This is a genomic window from Kitasatospora atroaurantiaca (assembly GCF_007828955.1).
GTDB classification, from domain to species: Bacteria; Actinomycetota; Actinomycetes; order Streptomycetales; family Streptomycetaceae; genus Kitasatospora; species Kitasatospora atroaurantiaca.
In genome coordinates, this window is sequence record NZ_VIVR01000001.1 from 1,220,723 (window position 1) to 1,244,705 (window position 23,983).

The 23,983-nt window shown below is 70.7% G+C and carries 22 protein-coding genes; 14 read left to right on the forward strand and 8 right to left on the reverse strand.

The window, feature by feature from the left end:
- Positions 1 to 35 precede the first annotated feature (35 nt).
- The 4 genes from FB465_RS05560 (at position 36) to FB465_RS05575 (ending at position 4,644) form a co-directional block, all read left to right on the forward strand.
- On the forward strand, positions 36 to 521 hold the full coding sequence (locus FB465_RS05560; RefSeq protein WP_145788125.1) for an SRPBCC family protein: 486 nt from the start codon (positions 36 to 38) through the stop codon (positions 519 to 521).
- Positions 522 to 678: 157 nt separating this feature from the next.
- On the forward strand, positions 679 to 870 hold the full coding sequence (locus tag FB465_RS05565; RefSeq protein WP_145788126.1) for a hypothetical protein: 192 nt from the start codon (positions 679 to 681) through the stop codon (positions 868 to 870).
- Positions 871 to 1,037: 167 nt separating this feature from the next.
- Positions 1,038 to 3,734 (forward strand): NPCBM/NEW2 domain-containing protein, encoded by a 2,697-nt coding sequence (locus FB465_RS05570; protein ID WP_145788128.1) that lies wholly within the window; start codon positions 1,038 to 1,040, stop codon positions 3,732 to 3,734.
- Between the two features lie 253 nt (positions 3,735 to 3,987).
- On the forward strand, positions 3,988 to 4,644 hold the full coding sequence (locus FB465_RS05575; protein WP_145788130.1) for a phosphatase PAP2 family protein: 657 nt from the start codon (positions 3,988 to 3,990) through the stop codon (positions 4,642 to 4,644).
- A 32-nt stretch (positions 4,645 to 4,676) separates the two neighbouring features.
- On the opposite strand, the gene FB465_RS05580 is transcribed toward FB465_RS05575, so the two are convergent.
- Positions 4,677 to 4,865 carry an I78 family peptidase inhibitor gene (locus FB465_RS05580; RefSeq protein ID WP_145788131.1) on the reverse strand — a complete coding sequence of 63 codons (189 nt, stop codon included), beginning with the start codon at positions 4,863 to 4,865 and terminating at the stop codon, positions 4,677 to 4,679.
- Positions 4,866 to 4,929: 64 nt separating this feature from the next.
- Between FB465_RS05580 and FB465_RS05585 the strand changes: the two genes are divergently transcribed.
- Positions 4,930 to 5,205: a DUF6343 family protein gene (locus FB465_RS05585; protein WP_145788133.1), complete on the forward strand. Its 276-nt coding sequence runs from the start codon at positions 4,930 to 4,932 to the stop codon at positions 5,203 to 5,205.
- 7 nt (positions 5,206 to 5,212) lie between these two features.
- On the opposite strand, the gene FB465_RS05590 is transcribed toward FB465_RS05585, so the two are convergent.
- Positions 5,213 to 6,721 carry an aldehyde dehydrogenase (NADP(+)) gene (locus FB465_RS05590; protein WP_145797151.1) on the reverse strand — a complete coding sequence of 503 codons (1,509 nt, stop codon included), beginning with the start codon at positions 6,719 to 6,721 and terminating at the stop codon, positions 5,213 to 5,215.
- A 219-nt stretch (positions 6,722 to 6,940) separates the two neighbouring features.
- Between FB465_RS05590 and FB465_RS05595 the strand changes: the two genes are divergently transcribed.
- The 4 genes from FB465_RS05595 to FB465_RS05610 all read left to right on the forward strand — a co-directional run bounded on the left by FB465_RS05595 (position 6,941) and on the right by FB465_RS05610 (position 11,245).
- Complete coding sequence (locus FB465_RS05595) at positions 6,941 to 7,723, forward strand: IclR family transcriptional regulator (RefSeq protein WP_145788135.1); 783 nt, start codon at positions 6,941 to 6,943, stop codon at positions 7,721 to 7,723.
- A gap of 201 nt (positions 7,724 to 7,924) precedes the next feature.
- A complete protein-coding gene (locus tag FB465_RS05600; RefSeq protein ID WP_145788137.1) occupies positions 7,925 to 9,238 on the forward strand; it encodes a pectate lyase family protein in 1,314 nt (437 codons plus the stop codon).
- Between the two features lie 70 nt (positions 9,239 to 9,308).
- Positions 9,309 to 10,421, forward strand: coding sequence for a pectinesterase family protein (locus FB465_RS05605; protein ID WP_145788138.1), 1,113 nt, complete (start codon positions 9,309 to 9,311; stop codon positions 10,419 to 10,421).
- Positions 10,422 to 10,423: 2 nt separating this feature from the next.
- Positions 10,424 to 11,245, forward strand: a complete 822-nt coding sequence (locus FB465_RS05610) for a rhamnogalacturonan acetylesterase (protein WP_145788140.1) — start codon at positions 10,424 to 10,426, stop codon at positions 11,243 to 11,245.
- A 79-nt stretch (positions 11,246 to 11,324) separates the two neighbouring features.
- On the opposite strand, the gene FB465_RS05615 is transcribed toward FB465_RS05610, so the two are convergent.
- Together FB465_RS05615 and FB465_RS05620 are read right to left on the reverse strand one after the other, a co-directional pair.
- Entirely contained in the window at positions 11,325 to 12,461 is a 1,137-nt protein-coding gene (locus FB465_RS05615; protein WP_145788142.1) for a hypothetical protein, read from the reverse strand.
- Positions 12,462 to 12,514: 53 nt separating this feature from the next.
- On the reverse strand, positions 12,515 to 13,444 hold the full coding sequence (locus FB465_RS05620; RefSeq protein WP_145788145.1) for a 5-dehydro-4-deoxyglucarate dehydratase: 930 nt from the start codon (positions 13,442 to 13,444) through the stop codon (positions 12,515 to 12,517).
- A gap of 228 nt (positions 13,445 to 13,672) precedes the next feature.
- Here FB465_RS05620 and FB465_RS05625 point away from each other — a divergent pair, with 228 nt between their 5' ends.
- The 5 genes from FB465_RS05625 to FB465_RS05645 are packed head-to-tail and all read left to right on the forward strand — an operon-like array spanning position 13,673 to position 18,788.
- Positions 13,673 to 14,626 (forward strand): carbohydrate ABC transporter permease, encoded by a 954-nt coding sequence (locus FB465_RS05625; protein WP_145788146.1) that lies wholly within the window; start codon positions 13,673 to 13,675, stop codon positions 14,624 to 14,626.
- Positions 14,623 to 15,489 (forward strand): carbohydrate ABC transporter permease, encoded by an 867-nt coding sequence (locus tag FB465_RS05630; protein ID WP_425461131.1) that lies wholly within the window; start codon positions 14,623 to 14,625, stop codon positions 15,487 to 15,489. Before FB465_RS05625 ends, FB465_RS05630 begins: the two co-directional genes overlap by 4 nt.
- Positions 15,490 to 15,525: 36 nt before the next feature.
- Positions 15,526 to 16,827 (forward strand): ABC transporter substrate-binding protein, encoded by a 1,302-nt coding sequence (locus tag FB465_RS05635; RefSeq protein ID WP_145788148.1) that lies wholly within the window; start codon positions 15,526 to 15,528, stop codon positions 16,825 to 16,827.
- Positions 16,828 to 16,833: 6 nt separating this feature from the next.
- On the forward strand, positions 16,834 to 17,994 hold the full coding sequence (locus FB465_RS05640; RefSeq protein WP_145788150.1) for an enolase C-terminal domain-like protein: 1,161 nt from the start codon (positions 16,834 to 16,836) through the stop codon (positions 17,992 to 17,994).
- Positions 17,991 to 18,788: an NAD-dependent epimerase/dehydratase family protein gene (locus FB465_RS05645; RefSeq protein ID WP_145788153.1), complete on the forward strand. Its 798-nt coding sequence runs from the start codon at positions 17,991 to 17,993 to the stop codon at positions 18,786 to 18,788. The genes FB465_RS05640 and FB465_RS05645 overlap by 4 nt, the downstream gene beginning before the upstream one ends.
- A 90-nt stretch (positions 18,789 to 18,878) precedes the next feature.
- On the opposite strand, the gene FB465_RS05650 is transcribed toward FB465_RS05645, so the two are convergent.
- The 4 genes from FB465_RS05650 to FB465_RS05665 all read right to left on the reverse strand — a co-directional run bounded on the left by FB465_RS05650 (position 18,879) and on the right by FB465_RS05665 (position 23,983).
- The gene (locus FB465_RS05650; RefSeq protein ID WP_145788155.1) at positions 18,879 to 20,270 is read right to left on the reverse strand and encodes an aspartate aminotransferase family protein; all 1,392 of its coding nucleotides are present in this window, start codon (positions 20,268 to 20,270) and stop codon (positions 18,879 to 18,881) included.
- Positions 20,260 to 22,170 (reverse strand): 1-deoxy-D-xylulose-5-phosphate synthase, encoded by a 1,911-nt coding sequence (gene dxs / locus FB465_RS05655; RefSeq protein WP_145788157.1) that lies wholly within the window; start codon positions 22,168 to 22,170, stop codon positions 20,260 to 20,262. Before dxs ends, FB465_RS05650 begins: the two co-directional genes overlap by 11 nt.
- Positions 22,171 to 22,298: 128 nt before the next feature.
- Positions 22,299 to 23,321 carry an adenosyl-hopene transferase HpnH gene (gene hpnH / locus FB465_RS05660; protein WP_145788159.1) on the reverse strand — a complete coding sequence of 341 codons (1,023 nt, stop codon included), beginning with the start codon at positions 23,319 to 23,321 and terminating at the stop codon, positions 22,299 to 22,301.
- Between the two features lie 2 nt (positions 23,322 to 23,323).
- Positions 23,324 to 23,983 carry a 5'-methylthioadenosine/S-adenosylhomocysteine nucleosidase family protein gene (locus FB465_RS05665; RefSeq protein WP_145788161.1) on the reverse strand — a complete coding sequence of 220 codons (660 nt, stop codon included), beginning with the start codon at positions 23,981 to 23,983 and terminating at the stop codon, positions 23,324 to 23,326.

Here is a 23,983-nt window from a genome sequence, read left to right on the forward strand (position 1 = left end):
TACGCCGCCGTATGGAGGCGCGCCGAGGAGGAAACGTGCAGAACACCCAGCGCCGCACGATCGACGCACCCGCTGCGGAGGTGGGCGCCCTCCTGGCCCTGCTGAGCACACCGCAGGACCGGATCTGGCCCGTCCCCGCCTGGTCGCCCCTGCGCCTCGACGCCGGTCTCGCCGTCGGGTCGAGCGGTGGGCACGGCAGGATCCGGTACTCCGTGAGCGAGTACGAGCCCGGGCGACGGGTGCGGTTCACCTTCGCCCCCGGGCTCGGCCTCAGCGGCTGGCACGAGTTCCTGGTCGTCACCGACGGACCGGAGCGCTGTCAGGTCGTCCACACCGCCGAGGGGCGAGTCGAGGGCGGAATGCGCCTGCTGTGGCCGCTGGCGATCCGGTGGCTGCACGAGGCCCTGCTCCACGACCTGTTCGACAACATCCAGCGCGAGGTCACCGGCCGACCGCCTCAGCCGTCCCGCCGGTCGCCCTGGGTACGGCTGCTACGCCTGCGTTTCCACCCCAAGGCGTAGCCGACCGGGCAGCTCAGAACTGATCGCAAGGCGCGCCACTGTGCGTTCGGGGCCGTCCGGGTGGACACTCGGGGTGCGGAGACCTGTCACCTGCGACAGGCACGGCGACCGACCGGGTCGGGCCCGGCCGGCGCTCGGATTCCCCGGGAGGCACTGCATGAACGAGCCCACCGACGTCGATTCCTACCCCACGCCGGACCATCTGCTGCACACGGGTGCCGAACACCCGGTCGACCCCGAGGACCTCGTGATGGCCTCGGGGCGCACGCCCACCCCGGCACTCATCGAGAAGGCCCGGCAGGACCTCGCGAAGTACGGCGCCGCAGCCGTCGAACGTGTGCTGCCCTGATCAACCCACTCACTCACCACTCAGGCCCCGCCCCCCGGCGGGGCCTGAGTGCGTTCCGCGCCCGCGGGGGTGTGGTCAAGCGCCACTCGGTGCGCTATACCTGCTCATCAGTGCTCGTTCTTGCATGATGAGAGGTGCATATGCGCAGAACTTTGCAAGCCTGGCGAATGCGGCCCGCCTCCGTGGCCTTAGCCGCCGTACTCGCCCTGGCCGGGGCCACCGTCTCCCCGGCCCTGTCCACCCCCGCCGCCGCGGCGGCCGGCACCGCCGGTGCGGTCACCGGATTCAGCGCCAACGGTGCGGTGTACGCCGTCTCCGCGGGCACCGCCAAGGCCCGGGTCAGCTTCGTGACCGACCAGGTCTTCCGGATCGAGCTGTCCCCCAACGGCCCCTTCACCGACCCCACCGGCTCGGACGTCGTCCTGCCGCAGGGCGCCCCGCCCGCCACCAGCTGGCGCGACGCGGGCGACCGCTACGAGATATCCACCGGCAAGGTCACCCTGCGGGTCTACAAGGCGGCGCTGCGGTTCGCCCTGTACCGGGCCGACGGGACGAAGGTCTGGGAGGAGTCCAAGCCGCTGTCCTGGGACGGCAAGGCCACCACCCAGACCCTGGCCAGGGGCGCCACCGAGCAGTACTTCGGCGCCGGTGAGCAGAACGGCTCCTTCTCCCACCGGGGGAAGACCGTCCAGATCGGCGTCGACTACAACTGGAACGAGGGCGGGCACCCCAACTCGGTGCCGTTCTACCTCTCCTCGGCCGGTTACGGGGTCTTCCGCAACACCTACGCCCCCGGCACCTACGCCTTCAACGACCCGGTCACCACCACCGAGCAGGAGATGCGCTTCGACGCGTACTACTTCGCCGGAGCCGGTGCCAAGGACGTGATCGGCCAGTACACCTCGCTCACCGGCAAACCGTTCCTGCCGCCCGTCTACGGCCTGGAGATGGGCGACTCGGACTGCTACCTGCACAACGCCAACCGGGGCGAGCGGCACACCCTGGACGCGCTCAAGGTGGCCGACGACTACGTCAAGAACGACATGCCCAACGGCTGGATGCTGGTCAACGACGGCTACGGCTGCGGATACGAGAACCTGGCCGAGACCGCCCAGGGCCTCCAGCAGCGCAAGATGCAGCTGGGCCTCTGGACGGAGAACGGCCTCAGCCGGCTCGCCGACCAGGTGAAGGCGGGCCAGCGGATCGCCAAGCTGGACGTCGCCTGGGTCGGCAACGGCTACAAGTTCGCCCTCGACGGCTGCAAGGCCGCCTACCAGGGCATCGAGGACAACAGCGACGCCCGCGGCTTCACCTGGGCACCCGAGAGCTGGTCCGGGGCGCAGCGCTGCGGGGTCCAGTGGAGCGGCGACCAGTCCGGCAGCTGGGACTACATCCGCTGGCAGATCCCGACCTACGCCGGCGCCACCATGTCCGGCATGGCGTACAACACCGGTGACGTGGACGGCATCTTCGGCGGCAGTCCCCAGACCTACACCCGCGACCTGCAGTGGAAGTCCTTCCTGCCGGCCGTGATGTCGATGGACGGCTGGGCGCCGAGCGACAAGCAGCCGTACCGGTACGGCGAGCCCTACACCTCGATCAACCGGAAGTACCTGAAGCTCAAGGAGTCGCTGCTGCCCTACATGTACAGCTACGCCGCCGAGGCGAACCGTACGGGCGTCGGACCGGTGCGGCCGCTGGCGCTGGAGTACCCGGACGACCCGGTGACGGCCACCGACGCCGCGAAGTACGAGTTCCTCAGCGGCGAGGACTTCCTGGTCGCCCCCGTCTATGCGGACAGCTCCGTGCGCGACGGCATCTACCTGCCCAAGGGCACCTGGGTCGACTACTGGTCGGGCCGCACCTACCAGGGGCCGACCACCGTCAACGGGTACAGCGCGCCGCTCGACACGCTCCCGCTGTTCGTGAAGGCGGGAGCCGCGGTGCCGATGTGGCCCGGGATCAGCTCCTACCTGGACCGGACGGCGGCCTCGCCGCTCGCCTGGGACGTCTACCCGCAGGGGCACAGCAGTTTCAGCCTCTACGAGGACGACGGGGTGACCAAGCAGCACCGCCAGGGGAAGTCCGCCACCCAGACCGCCGAGGTGAACGCCCCCACCAGCGGGGCCGGCCAGGTGCGGATCGACGTCTCGGCGAGCGTCGGTGACTTCACCGGCAAGCAGGCCGCGCGGCCGTACCTGTTCAGCGTGCACAGCACCACCGCACCCGGCCAGGTCACGCTCGGCGGGCGGGCGCTGCCGAAGCTCACGAGCAAGGCGGCCTTCGACGCGGCCGGCGAGGGCTGGTGGTACGACGCGGCCGACCGTACGGGCGTCGTCCAGGTGAAGACGGCGGCGATCAGCACCTCGGCGGCCTTCCAGCTGGTGCTGGACGGCGCCAGCGCGGTCGGCGGTCCCGGCGGCGGACCGGCGGGTGACGTCTGGGCGAGCGACCTGCCCTGGCTGACCCAGGCCAACGGCTGGGGCCCGGCCGAGCGGGACCGCAGCAACGGCGAGACCGGTGCGGCGGACGGCCACCCGATCACGCTGAACGGGACCGTCTTCCAGAAGGGCATCGGCGCGCACGCCGACTCCGATCTGGAGATCCTCACCGGCGGGCGCTGCTCGTCCTTCACCGCGACCGTCGGCATCGACGACGAGATCAACGGCTACGGCGACGTGACCTTCTCGGTGGTGGCCGACGGGAAGACCCTCTGGACCTCGCCCACGGTGACCTGGCAGTCGGCACCGCTGGCCATCACCGTGCCGCTCGGCGCGGCGGACCGGGTCCATCTGAAGATCACCGCGGTCGGCACCAAGACCGGCGACCACGGTGACTGGGCGGCGGCCAAGTTCCACTGCTAGCCGCTCCGGCGGCCGCTTCCGCAGGCCCCCCACCCTGCGGAAGCGGCCGTCCCCCTCGGGCGAACGGGCCGAGGGCACGCGCCGGAGCTCGCGGAGAGAGACGGGTCACAGCCGCGTGACGGATCCCGGACCGGGCCGGGTCCTCGCAGGTCCAGAAGGTAGTGTCGAGGCCGTGCGAGCCCAGACCCGACCCTCCGACACCAGGTATGCGCCATCCCCCGAGACAGGCGCCCCCGAGGCCGGATGGCCGCCGATGAGCCGCCGCCACGCCATCCTCTTCGGACTGACCGGTCTGATCTACCTTCTCGTCGTGGTCGCCGTGGTGTGCGACACCACGCTGGTGGACCTCGACTGGGCCCTGAAGCAGCTCAGGCCGTACAAGCGCTGGCCGGACGTCCAGCCGCTGCTGAACATCTGGATCGTGGCGGGCCAGCGCGGGCCCTCCGCGATCGTCGCCTGCCTCTGGCTGGGGTGGCGCTCGTACCGGACCCGGACGGCTCGGCCACTGCTGGTGATGGGGGCGGCGCTGCTGCTGCTGAACATCACGGTCGGCGGGGTGAAGATCGTCACCGGCCGGCTCGGGCCGCACTACGCGCACTACATCGGCTCCCCCGAGCTCTTCTCGGGCGGAACGATCTTCCCCTCCGGGCACACCGCCAACGCCGTGGTGACCTGGGGCGTGCTGGCCTATCTGGCCGTCCGCTGGCGCCGCCTCGGCACGGTACTGGCCGGCCTGACGGCCGTCTCGATCGGGCTGACCACCGTCTACCTCGGCACCCACTGGGTGTCGGACGTCTTCGCAGGCTGGGCGGCGGGCGTGCTGGTGCTGCTGGCGCTGCCCCTGGTCGAACCACTCCTCGCCGCCGCCGACGAGCGGATCACCGCGCTCTGGCGGGCACCGGGCCGATGACCGGCCGTCACGGGTGTTCGGCCCACAAGTGATCAGCCGGTCCAGCAGCGCTCGACCACACCCTCGCGGACGGTGAAGTTGAGCCGCCCCTCGCGGTACTCCATGGTGATCAGCGCATCGGGTTCCAGCAGCCGCACGAGCTCCCAGCCCCGCTCGACGGCCAGGGCCCTGGCCTCCTCGACCGGCAGGCCGACGTAGTCGCTCTCCTGCTCCACTGCCACTGCCCCTCTCCATCGCCGGACGTACGCTGGAATCGTAGACCGGCGGGGCGGAGGCGATCAGGCAATGCGTCCGGCGAAGACTCCACGGCAGTGGCACAGCGGCACCGAACCGGCCACCGCCCGCAGCGACCTGAAGCTCCGGTTCCTGCTGTCCGTCACCTTCACCCCGCTCTTCGCGCTGGCGACGGCGGGTTTCGCGGTGTGGGCCGCCCGTACGACGCCCGGCAGCACGCCGAGACAGAGCACGCTGATCGGCTTCGCGGTCTGCTGCGGACTGCTGACCATCTTCGCGCTGGTGGACCTCTGCGTGGTGATCCGACGCCGCCGGACGGAACTGTGACGATCCGTCAGCTCTCGCGGCGCCCGTCCACCCGGCGCGGGACTGCGAGCGGATTGGCGTCGTGCAGCTCGGGCGGCAGCAGCTCCGGCGGGCCGTTCTGGTAGCTGACCGGCCGCAGCCAGCGTTCGATCGCCGTACCGCCGACAGAGGTCGAGGTACTGGTGGTCGCGGGGTAGGGCCCGCCGTGGTGCATCGCCGGAGCCACGGCGACACCCGTCGGCCAGCCGTCCACCACCAGCCGCCCGGCCAGCGGTACCAGGCGTTGCAGCAGGGCGGCAGCCTCGGGCCCACGCTCGTCGGCGGCGAGCTGGACGGTGGCCGTGAGATTCCCGGCGAGCCGGTCGAGTACCGCGGCCAGCTCCTCGGTGCCCGAGTAGCGGACCAGGACGGTGAGCGGGCCGAAGCACTCCTCGAGGAGCTCCTCGCGGAGCTCCGCGGCCGCCACCGCGAGCACCCCGGCGCGGACGGCCAGCGGTGCGCCTTCGACGGGGGCCGAGCCGGCGGCCAGCAGCACCTCGACCCCGGGGAACGCGCTTCGCTGCTCCACGCCCGCCAGGAAGGCCTCGCGGATCCGGGGATCCAGCAGCGGCCCGGCCGGAGCCTGCCCGGCGGCTGCGACCAGGGCCTTCTCCAGGGCGGGCTCCCCGGCAGGGACCAGGACCAGCCCGGGCTTGACGCAGAACTGGCCGTTGCCCAGGGTGAAGGAGCCCGCCAGGCCGGCACCGAGCTCCTCCGCCCGGGTGGCGGCGGCTCGCTCGGTGACCAGCACCGGGTTCAGGCTGCCGAGCTCGCCGTGGAAGGGGATCGGCCGCGGCCGCGCGGCCGCCACGTCGTGCAGGGCACGCCCGCCCCGCACCGAGCCGGTGAAGCCGACCGCGGCGGTGAGCGGGTGGCGGACGAGTTCCAGTCCGGCCTCCAGGCCGTGGACCAGGCCGAGAACGCCCTCCGGCACGCCGATCGCGCGCGCGGCCTCCCGGATCAGCCCGGCGCAGAGCTCGCCGGTGGCGGGGTGGTCGGGGTGAGCCTTGACCACTACTGGGCAGCCTGCCGCCAGGGCGCTCGCGGTGTCACCGCCGGGGACGCTGAAGGCGAGCGGGAAGTTGCTCGCGGAGAAGACGGCGACCACACCGAGCGGGAGCTTCATCCGGCGCAGGTCGGGCCGGGCGAGGGCCGGGTCGGCGTGGTCGATCACGACATCCAGGAAGGCGCCCTCGTCCACGATGTCCGCGAAGGCCCGCAACTGGTAGGTCGTGCGGGCGAGTTCACCGGTGAGCCGGGGCACACCGAGTGCGGTCTCGGCGTCGGCCGTGGCGATGACCTCCTCGGCGGCCGACTCCAGCCGCTCCGCCGCAGCCCGGAGCAGGGCGGCACGCAGGGCGCGGTCGGCGAGCGCGGGTTCGGCCGCCGCGGCGGCGCGTACCGCCCGGTCGACGTCCGGCGGTCCGGCCTCGACCGCCACCTGCGCGCGCTGTTCACCGGTCCGCGGATCGGCGCTCCACACCGGAACGGTCTGCACTGCCTCGGGCTGCACTGCGTCGGGCTTCACTGCGTCGGACTGCACTTGCGCGGGCCTCCTCACCGAGGTGCCGGTCGGGTAGCGTCCGCTGCGCGGGACTGATGCAGCGCGAGTCGGACCACCCCGGTCCCACACCCTGGATCTGTTCAGTATGCTGAACGCCATACGACTATTTGAACTCGCGGGACACTACGCCGCGCAACAGAAGGGGTCAAGGGCATGTCCTCGCCGACCAACTCCGCCCTCGGCGGCGGCGCCCAGGTGAAGTCCGCGGTACGCACCGTCGAGCTGCTGGAGTACTTCGCCGGCAACACCGGCATGCACAGCCTGGCCGAGGTCCAGGAGCAGACCGGCTATCCGAAGAGCAGTCTGTACATGCTGCTGCGCACCCTGGTCGAGCTGGGCTGGGTCGAGACGGACGCCACCGGCACCCGGTACGGGATCGGGGTTCGCGCGCTGCTCGTGGGCAGCTCGTACATCGACGGCGACGAGGTGGTGGCGGCCTCCCGGCCCACCCTGGACCGGCTGGCGGAGGACACCGGCGAGACCATCCACCTGGCCCGGCTCGACGGGACGAACGTGGTCTATCTGGCGACCCGCCAGTCCCAGCACAGCCTGCGCCCGTTCACCCGGATCGGCCGCCGCCTTCCCGCGTACTGCACCTCGCACGGCAAGGCGCTGCTGGCCACCCATCCGGACGAACGGATCAGGCAGCTCCTCCCGGCCGAGCTGGAGCCGCTCACCGAGCACACCCACACCGACCGCGAGAAGCTGATCGAGGAGCTGCACGAGATTCGCGAGCGCGGCTACGCGATCGACCGCGAGGAGAACACGCTGGGCCTGCGCTGCTTCGGCATCGCCATCCCGTACCGGACGCCGGCGCGGGACGCGGTGAGCGTGTCGGTGCCGATCGCGCGGCTCACACCCGGGCGGGAGCAGATGATCCGGGACGCCCTGTTCGACGCCCGCGACCGGCTGACGCTGGCCACCCGACACCTCTGACATTCCGTCACATCCCGGCCGGGCCCCGCACCTTGTGGTGCGGGGCCCGGCCGTTTCCGGTCCGGCGCCACCCATTGACAGGGTCGCGCAGCCCTCTCTAGTGTCCGGCCATGGATGCGACTGCCGTTCACATCGATGAACGGCTTGTCGGAGCGTATCGCCCGCGCATTCCCCACCCGCCGTTCCACGAGGAGCCCTGCCATGCGCATCCCCCGCGCCGTCCGCCTCGCCGGACCGCTGCTCACCACCACGGCGCTCTGCGCCACCTTCGCCGCCGGCCCGGCCCGGGCCGCCGACCTCGGCCATACCGCTCTCGCCGCCAAGGACGGCTGGGGCTCCGCCACCACCGGCACCTCCGGCGGCGCCAAGGCCGACGCCACCCACACGGTGACCGTGAAGACCCGGGCCCAGCTGGTCGCCGCGCTTGGCGGCAAGAACTCTTCGAACGGCGGCAACGCCACCGCGAAGATCATCTACGTCTCCGGGACGATCGACCTCAACACCGACGACGCGGGCAACCACCTCAGCTGCTCCGCCTACACCACCGGCGGCTACACGCTGGCCAAGTACCTCGCCGCGTACGACCCCTCGGTCTGGGGCACCTCCAAGGTGCCGTCCGGCACCCAGGAGACCGCCCGCGCCGCCTCGCAGAAGCTCCAGGCCGACAAGGTGCAGATCAACGTCGGCGCCAACACCACCATCGTCGGCGTCAACGGCGGAAGGCTGCTCGGCGGCGGCCTGCAGGTGAAGAACGTCGACAACGTGATCATCCGCAACCTGACCTTCGAGGACGCCGCCGACTGCTTCCCCCAGTGGGACCCGACCGACGGCTCCAGCGGCAACTGGAACTCGATGTACGACAGCGTCACGCTCTACAACGCCACGCACATCTGGGTCGACCACAACACCTTCACCGACGGCTCGAACCCCGACTCCAACCAGCCGCTGTACTTCAAGCGGCCGTACCAGGTGCACGACGGCGAGCTGGACATCGTCAAGGGCGCCGACTACGTCACCGCGTCCTGGAACGCCTTCAAGGACCACGACAAGACCAACCTCGTCGGCAACAGCGACAGTTCGACCGTCGACTCGGGCCACCTGCGGGTCACCTTCCACCACAACCTGTGGCAGAACACCGTCGAGCGCTCACCCCGGGTGCGGTTCGGCCAGGTGGACGTCTACAACAACTACTTCGTCCCCAAGTCCGGCGACTACAGCTACAGCATCGGCGTCGGCAAGTCCTCGCAGATCATCGCGCAGAACAACTACTTCAAGCTGCCGTCCGGCACCGCCGCGTCGAAGGTGCTCTACAACTGGGGAGGCACCGCGCTGACCGCGAGCGGCAACTCGGTCAACGGGACCACCACCGACCTGATCTCCGCCTGGAACACCGCCAACTCCAGCAAGAAGCTCGGCACCAGCGCCGGTTGGACGCCCACCCTGCGGACGGCCGTTGACGCCGCCTCCGCCGTCCCCGGCCTGGTGACCGCCTCGGCCGGCTCCGGCCACCTCTGAGCCACCCCTCCCCCGGCCTCCGGCGCGCCCCCAACGCGCCGGGGCCCACCCCCGACCGGAGCCGCTGCCCATGCCCACACGTCGCACCGTCCTGCTCGCCTCCGCCGCCGCCCTGCTCAGCGCCGGCCTCGCCACCCCGGCGGCCGCCGCACCCGCCAAGTGGGGCGCGTACGGCTCGCCCGTCGCCCGCCTCAACTCCCGCACCCTGTACGTCGACCCGGCCGGCGGCGGCGACCACACCACCGTGCAGGCCGCCGTCTCCGCCACCCCGACCGGCACCACGCCCGGCACCGGCTGGACGATCGTGCTGGCCGCCGGCACCTACCGCGAGGTCGTCGTCGTCCCGCTCTCCCGCCCGTACCTGACCCTGCTCGGCGGCACCGGCAAGGCCGCCGACGTCGTGGTGGTGTACGACAACGCGGCCGGCACCGCCAAGCCCGGCGGCGGTACCTACGGCACCACCGGCAGCGCCACGGTGACCCTGCAGGCCGACGGCTTCACCGCACGCGACATCACCTTCGCCAACGACTGGCTGCGCGCCGACCACCCGGGCGTGACGGGCACCCAGGCGGTAGCGGTGAAGGTGATGGGCGACCGGTCGGCCTTCTACCGCTGCCGGTTCCTGGGGCACCAGGACACCCTCTACGCCGACTCGCTCGGCCTCTCCGTCTTCGCCCGGCAGTACTACCAGAAGTGCTACATCGAGGGCGACGTCGACTTCGTCTTCGGACGGGCCACCGCCGTCTTCGACCACTGCGAGCTGCGGACGCTGAACCGGGCCGACATCGCCTTCACCCCGCAGGGCTTCGTCTTCGCCCCCAGCACCGCGCGGGCCAACCCGCGCGGCTACCTGATCACCCAGTGCACCTTCACCAGTACCGCCCCCGTCGGCGCATACTGCCTGGCCCGCCCATGGGTCCCCGGCAGCGACACCACCGCTTGGCCGATGCTGACCATCCGTCAGAGCGTCATCGAGGCCGGGATCAACGCCGCCGCGCCGTACGCCAACATGTCGTCGAGCTACCCGTGGCAGAGTCAGCGCTTCGCCGAGTACGCCAACTCGGGGCCCGGTGCGGTGATCACCGTGCCGGCCAACCGCCCTCGGCTGACGAAGAGCCAGGCCGCCCTCCACACCCGCGAGACGTACCTGCTCGGCAGCGACAACTGGCGACCCTGGAGCTGAGAATGACGAACATCTCCCGCCGCGCGCTCGCCCGCGCCGCTGCGGTAGCGCCCCTGATCGCCGCGCTCGGGACGTCGAAGGCCTCCGCCGCACCCCGAGTCGCCACGGTGTACGTGGCGGGCGACTCCACCGCCTCCGTCTACCACTCCACCGAGGCACCCAGGGCCGGTTGGGGTCAGGCACTGCCGGTCTTCGCGACGCCTCGACTGGCCGTCGACGACCGGGCGTTGTCCGGGGCGAGCTCGAAGAGCTTCTACGACCTCGGCCTGCTCGACGGCATCCTGGCCGACATCCGGCCCGGCGACCGGCTGCTGGTCTCCTTCGGCCACAACGACGAGAAGGTCACCGACCCGGCCCGCGGCACCGACCCCTACACCACCTACCAGGACTACCTGCGGCGCTACCTGGACGGCGCACGGCAGCGGGGCGCTCTGCCCGTGCTGGTCACCTCCGTCGAACGCCGGCGCTTCGACGCGCAGGGCCGTGCGTACGCCTCGCACGGGCTGTATCCGCAGGCCATGCGGGACTTGGCGGCACGGGAGAAGGTACCGCTGATCGACCTTCAGGCGCTCAGCCTCTCCCGCTGGGAGCAGCTGGGGGCGGAGGCCACCAAGCTGTACTTCCTCTGGCTGGCCGCCGGGCTGAGCCCCAACTACCCCACGGGAGCGGCCGACAACACGCACTTCCAGGCCCACGGAGCGATCGAGGTCGCCAGGCTGGTCGCCCAGGAGCTGCACCGGCAGCGGCTACTGCCGCCGGGCAGTCTTCGTCGCCTGGACGATGCCGTCGCGGACGACCGACTCCACTGGCCGTCTTCGAGCTGAGCAACAGCCGGCCGTGCCGGGCGACGTGAAGTGGCGCGATGACCGGCCGGTCATCGCGCCACTTCACGTCCTTCGTACGTCAGCCCCTCAGTGCGGCCGCGACGGCCGACAGGTCCGCGTCCGAGGCGAGGCCCGCGTGGTAGAGCCGGAGCTCGTCCGCGCCGGGCACAGCTGCCAGGGCTGCGGGGCTCCCGCCCATCCCGGCGACGATGCCCAGGTTGGCCGCGAGGGTGGTCCCCGGGCGGCGGTGCGGGGTGGCTGCCGGGAGGGTGGCGGACGGGTTCGGCAGCACCAGGCCGTCGGCGAGCCCGAGCAGCCAGTCGGCCTCGACGCCCGGGTTGGGGCCGCAGCGGTACGGGGCCGGGTCCGCGTGCAGCAGAATGCGGAAGTCGGCGTCGGCGGCTGCGCGGACGGCTTCGATCACGGTCCGCTGGAACCGCCGCGCTGCCGCCGTCCGGTGAGCAAGGGCCTCCTCGGCGAGGTCGGCGCCGAGCAGCCTCTCGATCCGCTCCCACTCGCTCGCGCCCTCGGGCTCCTCGGCGCCGCGCCACAGCGGCTCGAGCCCGGCCAGGACGGCCCCTCGCAGCGCGTCAGGGCGGGCGTATCCGCTTCGGCATGCCGCACAGAAGCAGAGTGACATCAGGAACTGCCCAGCCGGGCCGAGTCGGACGCCGGCGATCTTGTCGTGCGCGTGCAGGTGCGCCAGTCCGTACCAGCCGCAGGACTCCAGCTCGACGCCGCTCGCGCCGGGCCGCGCGGCGGCCTCGGCTGCGAGGTCCGCGCAGTAGTCGACCACCTCCTGCTGCGCGATGCACGGCGCCCAGGGGTAGTTCTCGCCGTAGGCGTTCTCCACCGTGCAGCGTGGATTCTCCTCTCCCAGACGGGAGTTGTGCGCGAGCACCACCCAGGAGTGCACCTCAAAACCAGCCGCGAGCAGTGCGGAGGAAGCCTCGCCGAAGGGGTCCGGGCCGGGAATCCAGCCCTGGGCGTACGGGCGCAGCCGTCTGCCCCGCCAGCGGGTCGAGGAGGTGGGGAAGTAGACGGCGGAGTGCCGCGCGGTCACGATCCGGCGGGAGGGGTGGCGAGGCGTCAGGGCACGGGTCGAGTGGTACGCCGAAGCCAGGGTGACCTGCTGGACGCCCAGTTCGGCGAGCCGGCGCGGGGCGTCCGGGTCACCCACGACGTCCCAGGGGTAGAGGAAAGCGGCAGTCCGCACGGCAACTCCAGGAGAGGCGGGGGTGCCCGGCCGGAGCCGGACACCCGGAGGGTTCAGAGCAGGGTGCGGCCGTGCTTGACCAGTGCGGCGAGCTGCTCGACGTGCTCGTCGGCGGGCTCGGTGAGCGGCGAGCGGACCGGGCCGACATCGAGCCCGTCCAGTCGGACGCCGGCCTTGACCAGCGAGACCGCGTAGCCGCGCCCCCGGTTGCGCAGTTCGACCAGCGGCCCGAAGAAGCCGTCCAGGAGCCGGTTGACGGTGTCGTCGTCCCCGTTGTTCAGCGCCTTGTGGAAGGCGAGCGCGAGGTCCGGCGCGAAGCAGAAGACTGCGGAGGAGTAGAGGGTGACGCCGATGCCCCGGTAGGCGAGGCCGGTGAGCTCGGCGGTGGGCAGGCCGTTGAAGTAGCGGAACGGCCGGTCGGGGTGGGCGGCGCGTACGGCGCTGACGATGCGCTGCATCCGGTCGAGGTCGCCGATGCCGTCCTTGAAGCCCACGATGTTGTCCAGCTCGGCGAGTTGGACCACGGTGGCCGGGTCGAGCACGGCGTTGTCGCGCGCGTACACGATGATCTCCAGCTCGGTGGCCTCGGCGAGTGCGGTGTAGTGCCGCAGCAGGCCCTCCTGGGAGGGCGTGATCAGGTACGGCGGCAGGGCGAGGACGCCGTCCGCGCCGGCCCGTTCGGCGCGCCGCAGGAACTCCAGGGCGAGGGCGGTGCCGTGGCCGACACCGGCCACAACCGGTACCGCACCAGCGGTTTCCTCGACCGCGGCGGCGATGACAGCCTCGTACTCGTCGAGCCCGAGCGCGTGGTACTCGCCGGTGCCGCAGGCGGCGAAGACGGCGGCGGCACCGTTGTCGAGGCGGGCGCGGACGTGCGCCCGGAACGTGTCGATGTCCACGCCACCGTCGGCGGCGAAGGCGGTGACGGGGAAGAAGAGGAGACCGTCGAGGCGGTCGGCGATGGGAGTGGCGGTATCGGGCATGGCGGGTCGCTCTCCAATGGGGGCGGTGGAACGGGTCGACAGCGTTATACATCATCATGACCCAAGTCCACATCTGTGAACACCGGGCTTCGCAAGCGACTCGAAATGGGATGTTTTCCCAGCCGCTGCAAGGGGTTGACGCCAAGTCATGGCAAACCTAGGGTGTCCAAGCATGTGAACAGCGTCCATGAGCGTGTCGCCGTGGACGCTCGCGGATTCCCACCCTTCATGCCCCTGACCCGGCCTCCGGGAAGAGAGGAGGCGAGCTCAGCCGTGGCTCTCGCCGTCCCGAACCACAACCGCGGCCCCCGGCTGCGCCGGGCGTTGGCGCCTTACGCGCTCATAGCCCCGACGATCCTGCTGCTCGCGACCTTCCTCGTCTTCCCGGTCGGCAGCGTCGTCTACTACGCGCTGCAGCACCATGTGGTGAACGAGCCGTACGACGACGCCTTCGTCGGCCTCGACAACTTCAGCAGGATGTTCGGCGACAGCCAGTTCTGGGGCAGCCTGGCCTTCTCGGCCAAGTGGGTCGCCACCGAGGTGGCGCTGCAGCTGCTGCTGGGTCTGGCGCTCGCGCTGATCGTCAACGAGACCTTCGTCGGCCGGGCGGTGGCCCGGGCCCTGGTCTTCTCGCCGTGGGCCGTCTCCGGCGTACTGACCACCAGCATCTGGATGCTGCTCTACAACCCGGCCACCGGGGTCTTCCACTACCTCTCCGAGGTCGGCATCGGCAGCCAGGGCACCTCGGTGCTCGGCAATCCCGACACCGTCTTCGGCGCCGCGGTGGTCGCCGAACTCTGGCGCGGCGTGCCCTTCTTCGCCATCCTCATCCTGGCCGACCTGCAGTCCGTCCCCAGGGAGCTGTACGAGGCGGCCTCGATGGACGGCGCCGGTCGCGTCCGCAGCTTCTTCCATGTCACACTCCCCCACCTGCGGGACGCCATCGTGCTGGCGACACTGCTGCGCTCGGTCTGGGAGTTCAACAACGTCGACCTGCTCTACACCCTGACCAACGGCGGCCCGGCCGGCGCGACCACCAGCCTCCCGCTGTACGTGGCCCAACTCGCCCGCAAGTCCTACGACTTCGGGTACGGATCGGCACTCACCACGGCGGCCTTCGTGATCCTGCTGTTCTGCTCGATCCTCTACCTGCGGCTCAGCAAGTTCGGTGGCGAGAAGTGACGACCTCCACCATCACCATCGCAACGCCCCGAACGGCCCGGCCGAAGGCCACCCCCCGCCAGGGCCGCGTGCTGCGGCTCTTCCTGCCGCTGGCTCTCTATCTGGTCTTCACCGTGGTGCCGTTCTACTGGATGCTGCTCTTCGCTCTCCGCCCGGCCGGCTCCACCTCTCTGCTGCCCTGGCCGCTCACCTTCGAGCATTTCGACACCGTCTGGAACGGGATGGGCTTCCAGGTCTTCTTCCGGAACAGCGTCTGGATCGCCCTGCTCACCCTCGTCTTCGTCACCTTCTTCGCGCTGATGGGCGGTTACGCGCTGGCCCGGTTCCGGTTCCGGGGACAGAAGGCCTTCATGCTGGCGCTGCTCTGCACCCAGTTCGTACCGGGCGCGATGATGCTGATCCCGCTGTTCAACATCTTCCAGACCTTCGACCTGATCAACTCCCGGTGGAGCCTGATCATCGCCGAGACCACCTTCCAGCTCCCGCTCGCCATGATCCTGATGAGCGGCTTCGTGAGGAACGTCCCGGTCGAGCTGGAGGAGTCCGCGATGGTGGACGGCTGCGGGCGGATCCGCGCCTTCCTCGCCGTCGTGCTGCCGCTACTGCGGCCCGGGATCGTGGCCGTGGGCTCGTTCGCCTTCATCGGCAGCTGGAACAACTTCCTCTTCGCCCTGATGTTCCTCAACGACCCCGAGCTGCAGACCGTCCCGGTCGGGCTGCAGACCACCATCGGCGAGAACACCGTCGACTTCGGCGCGCTGGCCGCCGGTGGGGTGGTCGCCGCCGTCCCGGTGGTGCTGGTCTTCGCGTTCGTCCAGAAGTACCTCGTCCAAGGCATGAGCGCCGGCGCCGTCAAGGGCTGAGCGCACCTTCCCCCGCACACAGACAGGACCCCACCCATGTCCCGCACTCTGCGCACCGCCGCCGCCACCCTCGCCGCCCTGGGTCTCCTGACCGCCTGCGGCTCCTCCGGCTCCTCCGCCGACGCCGGGGGCAAGAGCACCATCACGTTCTGGGACAACAACGCCGGACCGGCGAGAACGCCGCTCTTCCAGCACCTGATCGACGAGTTCGAGAAGGCCAACCCGAACATCACCGTCAAGTACGTCGGCGTCACCAGCTCCGAGGTCGCCGAGAAGTACAACACCGCCATAGCCTCCAACAGCACCCCGGACGTCGGCGGCGTGACCACCGCGCTGCTCGCCTCCCTCACCGCGCAGAAGGCGCTCGCCCCGCTCGACGAGCGCTATGCCAAGAGCCCGCTGAACGGCAAGATCTCCGCGAACTTCCTCGCCACCTCGAAGAGTGCGAGCGGCGGCAAGGGGCTCTTCCAACTGCCGTCCTCCGGCAACCAGGATGTGCTCTGGTACCGCACCGACAAGTTCAAGGCGGCCAACCTCACCGCGCCGAAGACCTGGGACGAGCTCTTCGCCGATGCCGCCAAGCTCACCGACAAGAGCAAGAACCAGTACGGCTTCACCATCCGCGGCGGCTCCGGCTCGGTCTTCCAGGTGCTCTCCGAGGCCTACGCCTACTCCGGCATCAGCAGCATGTTCGACGCCAACGGCAGGTCCACGGTGGACGATCCGAAGAACGTCGAGCTGATCGAGAAGATCGTCGCCCAGTACAAGAACACCACCCCCGAGGCCGACGTCTCCAACGCCTACCCGCAGATGCTGGCCCAGTTCCAGGCCAACCAGACGCTGATGGTGCACCACAACCTGGGCTCCACCAAGGACGTCGGCACCGCCCTCGGCGACAAGGTGGCCGGCACCCTGCTGCCCGCCGGGCCGAGCGGCAGCGCGGTGCTGGCCAACCCGGTGGACGGCTTTGGGCTGTTCAAGAACAGCAAGCACCAGGACGCCGCCTGGAAGTTCATCGAGTTCCTGGACTCGCACGAGTCCAACAGCTACTGGAACCAGAACGTCGGCCAGATCCCCGCCAACACCGAGGCGTGCGCCGACGAGTGGTACACCAAGTCCGGAATCACCAAGCAGGCCGGCGACCTGCTCAACGCCGCCGGCACCAAGCTCGTCCAGCCGCCGGTGTACCTCCCGCAGTACTCGAAGATCACCAAGACCGACGCCGAGCCCAACTTCCAGAAGGTGCTGCTCGGCAAGCTCTCGGCCGCCGATTTCGCCAAGGGCGTCGCGGACGCCTTCACCAAGGCCCAGTCCGACTACAAGGCCAAGAACGGCTGATCCGCGATGACTTCGACCATCGAGCACATCGAGGTGGCGGTCTTCACCACCGTCGCGAAGACCGCCGTCGACGCCCACGGCCACCGCCACCCCTCGCCGGCCCACGAGGTGTGCGAGGCCCTGCTCACCATCACCGACACCGATGGGGCGTCGGGCCGCGTCCTCGTCCAGCCGGACCATCTGCGGCCCACCGTCCTGGACAAGTACATCCGCCCTGCCCTGCTCGGCCAGGACCCGCTGGACCGCGAGCGCCTGTGGACCTCCCTGGCCCGCAAGCAGCGCGGCGCCCACGGCGGGCTCACCGACCGGGCACTCGGCTTCGTCGACCTCGCCCTCTGGGATCTCGCCGGACACCGCCTCGGTCTGCCGGTGTGGAAGCTGCTCGGTGGAGCCCGCGATGCGGTCCCCGCCTACGCCTCCACCATGTGCGGGGACGAGACACCTGGCGGACTCGCCACGCCGGCCGACTTCGCGGCCTTCGCCGTGCACCTGGTCGAACGCGGCTACCGGGCGATCAAACTGCACACCTGGATGCCCCCGGTGGCCGGCGCGCCCTCGGTGGCGCTGGACATCGCGGCCTGCACCGCCGTCCGCGAGGCGGTCGGGCCCGGCGTGGAACTCATGCTGGACGCCAACCACTGGTACTCCCGTACCGAGGCGCTCAAGCTCGGCCGGGCACTCCAGGAGCTGGACTACTACTGGTTCGAGGAGCCCATGGAGGAGGCCTCGATCTCCTCGTACCGCTGGCTGGCCGAGCAGCTCGACATCCCGGTGATCGGCCCGGAGACCTCCTGGGGCAAGAACTTCACCCGGGCCGAGTGGGTGACCGCCGGCGCCTGCGACATCCTACGCACCGGCACCACCGACGTCGGCGGCATCACCGCGGCGGTACGCACGCTGCACCTCGCCGAGGCCTTCAACATCGACTGCGAGGTGCACGGCAACGGCTCCGGCAACCTCTCCCTGCTCGGCGCCACCACCAACGGCCGGTGGTACGAACGAGGCCTTCTGCACCCGCACTTCGACTTCGACGAGGTGCCCCCGCACCTGAACTCCATCGTCGACGCCATCGACGACGAGGGCATCGTCCGGCTGCCCCAGCGGCCCGGACTCGGCGACGACTTCGACCTTGACTACATCAAGGCCAGTACCATAAATAGGAATTGATGATGACACAGACGATCCTGCTGACCGGCGCAGCCGGCGGCATCGGTACCTTCCTGCGCACCCAACTTCCGCCGTACGGCTACCGGCTGCGGCTCGCCGACGTCAAGCCCGTCCCCGACGCCCCCGACTCGCTCGCCTTCGACCTCCGCGACGCCGCCGCCGTCCGCGAGGCCGTACGGGGTGTGGACGCCGTCGTCCACCTCGGCGGCATCGCGCTCGAGGACTCCTTCGCCAACATCCTCGGCAGCAACATCGAAGGCGCCTACAACCTCTACGAGGCCGTCCGCCAGGAGGGCGTGAAGCGCGTCGTCTTCGCCAGCAGCAACCACGCCGTGGGCTTCACCCCGCTCACCGGCGAAGGCCTGATCGGCAGCGACATCCCGCCGCGCCCGGACACCTACTACGGCCTCTCCAAGGTCTTCGGCGAGGGCCTCGCCTCGCTCTACGCCGACAAGTACGGCGTGGAGACGGTGTCGATCCGGATCGGCTCCTGCTTCCCCGAGCCGCGCTCGCCGCGGGCGCTGGCCACCTGGCTCAGCCCCGCCGACTGCACCCGCCTGATCCACGCCGCCCTCACCGCACCCGGCGTCGGCCACACCGTCGTCAACGGCATCAGCGCCAACACCCGTGCCTGGTGGGACCTCTCGTCCGCCCGCGCGCTCGGCTACGAGCCGCAGGACGACGCCGAGGCGTACGCAGCGGAGATCCTCGCCGAGCACGGCGAGCTGGACCCGGCGCACGCCGACGCCCGGCTGCTCGGCGGCTACTTCACCACCGTCGAGCCGCCGGTCTAGTCCCTGTCTGACAATTCGCGTCGCGCCCGGCGGGAATTGTCAGACAGGTCCTAACCGAGCGGGGTGGGCCCTGCGCCCACCCCGCACCGCTCACCGGCTCCCGACCGCCTGCTTGACCAGCGTCCGCCCGAAGTCCCACATCAGACCGCTGCCCTGGTGGGCGTCGTCCATCACCTCGGTGAAGGCGTCCATGAAGCGGTCCACCTCACGCTCGGTGATGATCAGCGGCGGGATCAGCTTGATGACCTCCAGGTGGTCCCCGGACACCTGGGTGAGGATCCGGTGCCGCTGCAGCAGCGGCACCACCACCATCTGCGCGAACAGCCCCTTCCGGGCCGTCTGCAGCGCCGCCCAGCCGGTGCGCAGCTTCAGTGACCTGGGCCGGCCGAACTCGATGCCGATCATCAGCCCGCGCCCGCGCACGTCGGCCAGCAGCTCGTACCGGTCGACCAGCGCCGTCAGCCGCTCCCGGAGCAACCCGCCGACCCGGTGGGCGTTCTCGACCACCTTCTCGTCCCGCATCACATGCAGGGTCGCCAGCCCGGCCGCCATGGCCTGCGCGTTGGAGCCGAAGCTGGCGGAGTGCACCAGCACCCGGTCCATCGAGGAGTACACCTTCTCGAAGATCCAGCTCTTGCCGAGCGTGGCGCCGATCGGCACGTACCCGCCGGATAGTGCCTTCGCCGCGCAGACCAGGTCCGGCAGGACGCCCTCCTCGTGCTGGTACGCGAAGAACTCGCCGGTCCGGCCGATCCCGGTCTGCACCTCGTCGCAGATCAGCAGCGCCTTGTGCTCGTGGAGCAGCTGTTGGGCCGCTGCCAGCCAGCCGGGCGGCGTGGCCTGAACGCCCTTGCCCTGGATCGGCTCGACGATCAGCGCCGCCACATCGCCCTTCTTCAACTCCCGGGCCAGCGCCCCGAGATCGCCGAGCGGGATGGCGGTGTCGGGCAGCAGCGGGTCGAATCCCTTGCGGAATCCGTTCTCGCCGTTGACCGAGAGGGAGCCGGTGGTGAGGCCGTGGAAGGCGTGGTCGCAGTAGAGCACCCGCGGCCGACCGGTGGCGTACCGGGCGAACTTGAGCGCGGTCTCGACCGCCTCGGTGCCGCTGTTCCCGAAGAAGACCCGGTCCAACCCCGGCGCGTACGACAGGAGTTGCTCGGCGAGCAGGCCGGGCAGCGGCGGACAGTCGAAGCGGGTCAGGTCGGGCAGGCCCAGGTCCATCACCTGCTGAACGGCCTCGCGGACCACCGGGTGGTGCCGGCCGAGCGCGAAGATGCCGAAGCCCGCGAGCATGTCGAGGTACTCGTTCCCCTCGGCGTCGTAGAAGTACGGCCCCTCCGCCCGCTCGTAGTACTTGTCGAACCCGATGGTGTGCAGCATCCGGGGCAGCTGCGGGTTGAGATAGCGGGCGTGCAACTCGTAACGCTCTGCGCCGCGTTCGGCGATCAACGCGGACAGGTCGAAACCGTGGTCAGCCGGCATGGTGCTGATTCGCTCCTCGGATCGGTAGGAGTTGCTTGGCGAAGACGGCGGCCTGAGCGGCGACACCGGTGCCGGTGAGGCCGATCTCCTCCAGGATCTCGCCGCGCGAGGCGTGGGTGAGGAAGTGCTGCGGGATGCCCAGGTCGCGCAGCGGGGTGTCGACCTCCGCGTCGCGCATGGCCTGTGCGATGGCGGCGCCGACGCCGCCGACCCGGCCGTTGTCCTCGACGGTGACCACCAGGCGGTGGGCGGCCGCCAGCTCGACCAGCGCCGGGTCGACCGGCTTGACCCAGCGCGGGTCGACCACCGTGGCCGTGAAGCCCTCGGCGAGCAGCAGGGCTGCGGCATCCAGGCAGGCCGGGGCCATGGCGCCGACGGCGACCAGCAGGATCTCCGGCTCCGGCCCGGTGCGCTGCAGCACGTCGACCCCGCCGATCCGGTCGAGGGCGGGGACCACGGGCCCGAGATCACCCTTCGGGAACCGCACCACCGTCGGCGCGTCCCGCACCTCGACCGCCTCGCGCAGCTGGGCGCGCAGCTGCTCGGCGTCGCGGGGCGCGGCGAGCCGCAGGCCAGGGACGACCTGCAGGATCGACATGTCCCACATGCCGTTGTGCGAGGCGCCGTCGTTCCCGGTGACGCCGGCCCGGTCCAGCACGAAGGTGACGCCGAGGCGGTGCAGGGCGACATCCATCAGCACCTGGTCGAAGGCCCGGTTGAGGAAGGTGGCGTACACCGCGACGACCGGGTGCAGCCCGCCCGTCGCCAGCCCGGCCGCGCTGGCGACCGCGTGCTGCTCGGCGATGCCGACGTCGAAGATCCGGCCGGGGTAGGCCTGCGCGAACTTGGCCAGCCCGACGGGCTGCAGCATCGCGGCGGTGATCGCGACCACGTCGGGCCGCTCCGCACCGAGCTCCACCATCTCCGCGCCGAACGCGGAGGTCCAGGAGGACCCGGCCGACGGCGAGATCGGCAGGCAGGTGTACGGGTCCATGGCGTTCACCGCGTGGAAGCGGTCGGCCTCGTCCTGCTCGGCGGGCCGGTAGCCGCGGCCCTTGACGGTGAGGCAGTGCACGATGACCGGGCCGCCGAAGTGCCTGGCCTGGCGCAGCGCCTGCTCCACCGCGCCGATGTCGTGTCCGTCGATCGGCCCGAGGTACTTGAGCCCGAGGTCCTCGAACATGCCCTGCGGCGCGAAGGCGTCCTTGAAGCCCTTCTTGGCGCCGTGCAGCGCATCGAAGATCGGCTGGCCGACCAGCGGCGTCCGCTGCAGCGCACCCTTGCCCAGTGCGAGGAAGCGCTCGTAGCCCTGGGTGGTGCGCAGCGTGGCGAGGTGGTGCGCGAGGCCGCCGATGGTGCGGGCGTACGAGCGCTCGTTGTCGTTGACCACGATGACCAGCGGCCGGTCGGTCGCCTCGGCGATGTTGTTGAGCGCCTCCCAGGCGAGGCCGCCGGTGAGCGCGCCGTCGCCGATGACCGCGACGGTCCGCCGGTCGGGCTGGCCGAGCAGCTGGTGGGCCTTGGCGAGGCCGTCCGCGTAGCCGAGGGCGGTGGAGGCGTGCGAGTTCTCGATCAGGTCGTGCTCGGACTCGGCCCGCGACGGGTACCCGGAGATCCCGTCCTTGGCCCGCAGCCGGGAGAAGTCCTGACGGCCGGTGAGCAACTTGTGGACGTACGCCTGGTGCCCGGTGTCCCAGAGGATGCGGTCGTACGGCGAGTCGAAGACCCGGTGCAGCGCGATGGTGAGCTCGACGACGCCCAGGTTGGGGCCCAGGTGTCCGCCGGTCCTGGTGACGGCGTCGATCAGGAACTCGCGGATCTCGTCGGCCAGCAGCGGGAGGTCGGCCTGGGAGAGGCGTCTGAGGTCGGCAGGCCCCTTGATGGTGGGCAGGAGTGACATGGCTTCACCTCGCGGCTCGGTTCAGGGCGATGACTGTCGGTACTCAGCCTGCGGCCACGGCGGGCGGCGCGCCTGTTGTCCTGAGCCGCCCGGCTCGCCCTGCTACGGCGTGCCGGGCGGCCCCGGGCTCAGCGCGGGCCGCCGATGGTCTCGCGGGCCGCCCGCAGCGACTCCTTCAGGGAGCCCATGGTGGCGAGGACGGCGGTCGGTTCGTAGCCGCAGTGCGCCATGCAGTTCTCGCAGCGCGGGTCCTTGCCTCGGCCGTACTTGGCCCAGTCGGTCTTCTCGATCAGCTCCTGGTAGGTGGCAACGTAGCCGTCGGCCATCAGGTAGCAGGGGCGCTGCCAGCCGAACAGCGAGTAGTTGGGGATGCCCCAGGCGGTGCACTCGAAGTCGACCTTGCCCTCCAGGAAGTCCAGGAAGAGCGGGCTGTGGTTGAGCCTCCAGCGGCCGCGGTTGCCCCCGGAGAAGGCCTTCTTGAAGAGCTCCCTGGTCTGTTCCACACCGAGGAAGTGCTCCTGGTCGGGGGCCTTCTCGTAGGCGTACGCCGGAGAGATCATCATCTGGTCGACCTTGAGCTCGTCGTTGAGGTAGTCCAGCACCTCGATGATGGTCTGCGGGGTGTCGGTGTTGAAGAAGGTGCTGTTGGTGGTGACCCGGAAGCCCCGCCGCTTGGCCTCCTTGATCGCCTCCACCGCCTCGTCGAAGGTGCCCTCCTTCGCCACCGAGGCGTCGTGCCGCTCCCGCAGCCCGTCGATGTGGACGGCGAACGCGAAGTACGGCGAGGGCGTGAACTTGTCGAGCTTCTTGCGCATCAACAGCGCGTTGGTGCAGAGGAAGACGTACTTGCGGCGGGCGACCAGCTGCCGGACGATCTCGTCGATCTGCGGGTGCATCAGCGGCTCACCGCCGGCGATGGAGACCATCGGCGCACCCGACTCCAGTACGGCTCCGACCGCCTGGGCCACCGGCATTCTCTGCTTGAGCACCCCGGCCGGATGCTGGATCTTGCCACAGCCCTCACAGGCGAGGTTGCAGGCGAACAGCGGTTCCAGCTCGACGATGAGCGGGAACTTGTCCCGCCGCTTGAGAAGCTTCTGCTGCATGAGGTACGTGCTGACGCGTACGGTCTGGCGCAGCGGCATGGCCATGACTAGCTCGCCTCCTGAGGGAGCGTCGAGGGCTGGGGTTCGTGAGGTGCGGCAGTCTGCTGGTACCACTCGGTGAGGGCCGGTACGGCGGCGCGCAGGGCCCGCCAAGCGCGCAGGCCGGCGGGGAGGGTGCCCGGGCGCAGCAGCTCGTGCTCGGGCGTGTCGACCACGACGCGCAGGACGGCGGCGGGCAGGGCGGGGCGCAGCTCGGCCCGGGCCGAGAGCACCGCGGCCGCCTCCATGTCCACGGCCAAGGCGCCCTGGGCGTACAGGGCCCGGCGCTCGGCGCCGCGCACCACGTGGTCGGCGGTGTGGTGCAGGCCGGTGTGAGCGGTCAGCCCGCGCGCCTGCAGGGCCTTGGCCAGCGGCTTGGCGGAGTCGAGCGGGTGGTACCCGCCCTCGGAGTCGCGTACACCGTCCGCCACGATGACGTCGCCCGGCTGCACGCCGGGCCCGACCGCGGCACCGAAGCCGGCCACCACCAGCGCGCCGTAGCTGTCCTGGGCGAGCAGGTGGCCGAGGCTGCGCCGGGCGCGACTGCGGCCCATCCCCGTACGGGCCAGGACCGGCGGGCCGCCCGCGGCGCCCGACCAGTCCCCGCCGCGCAGCGCCCAGACCTCCGGCCCGAGGGCGCAGACCACCAACAGCGGCGCAGCGGTCAT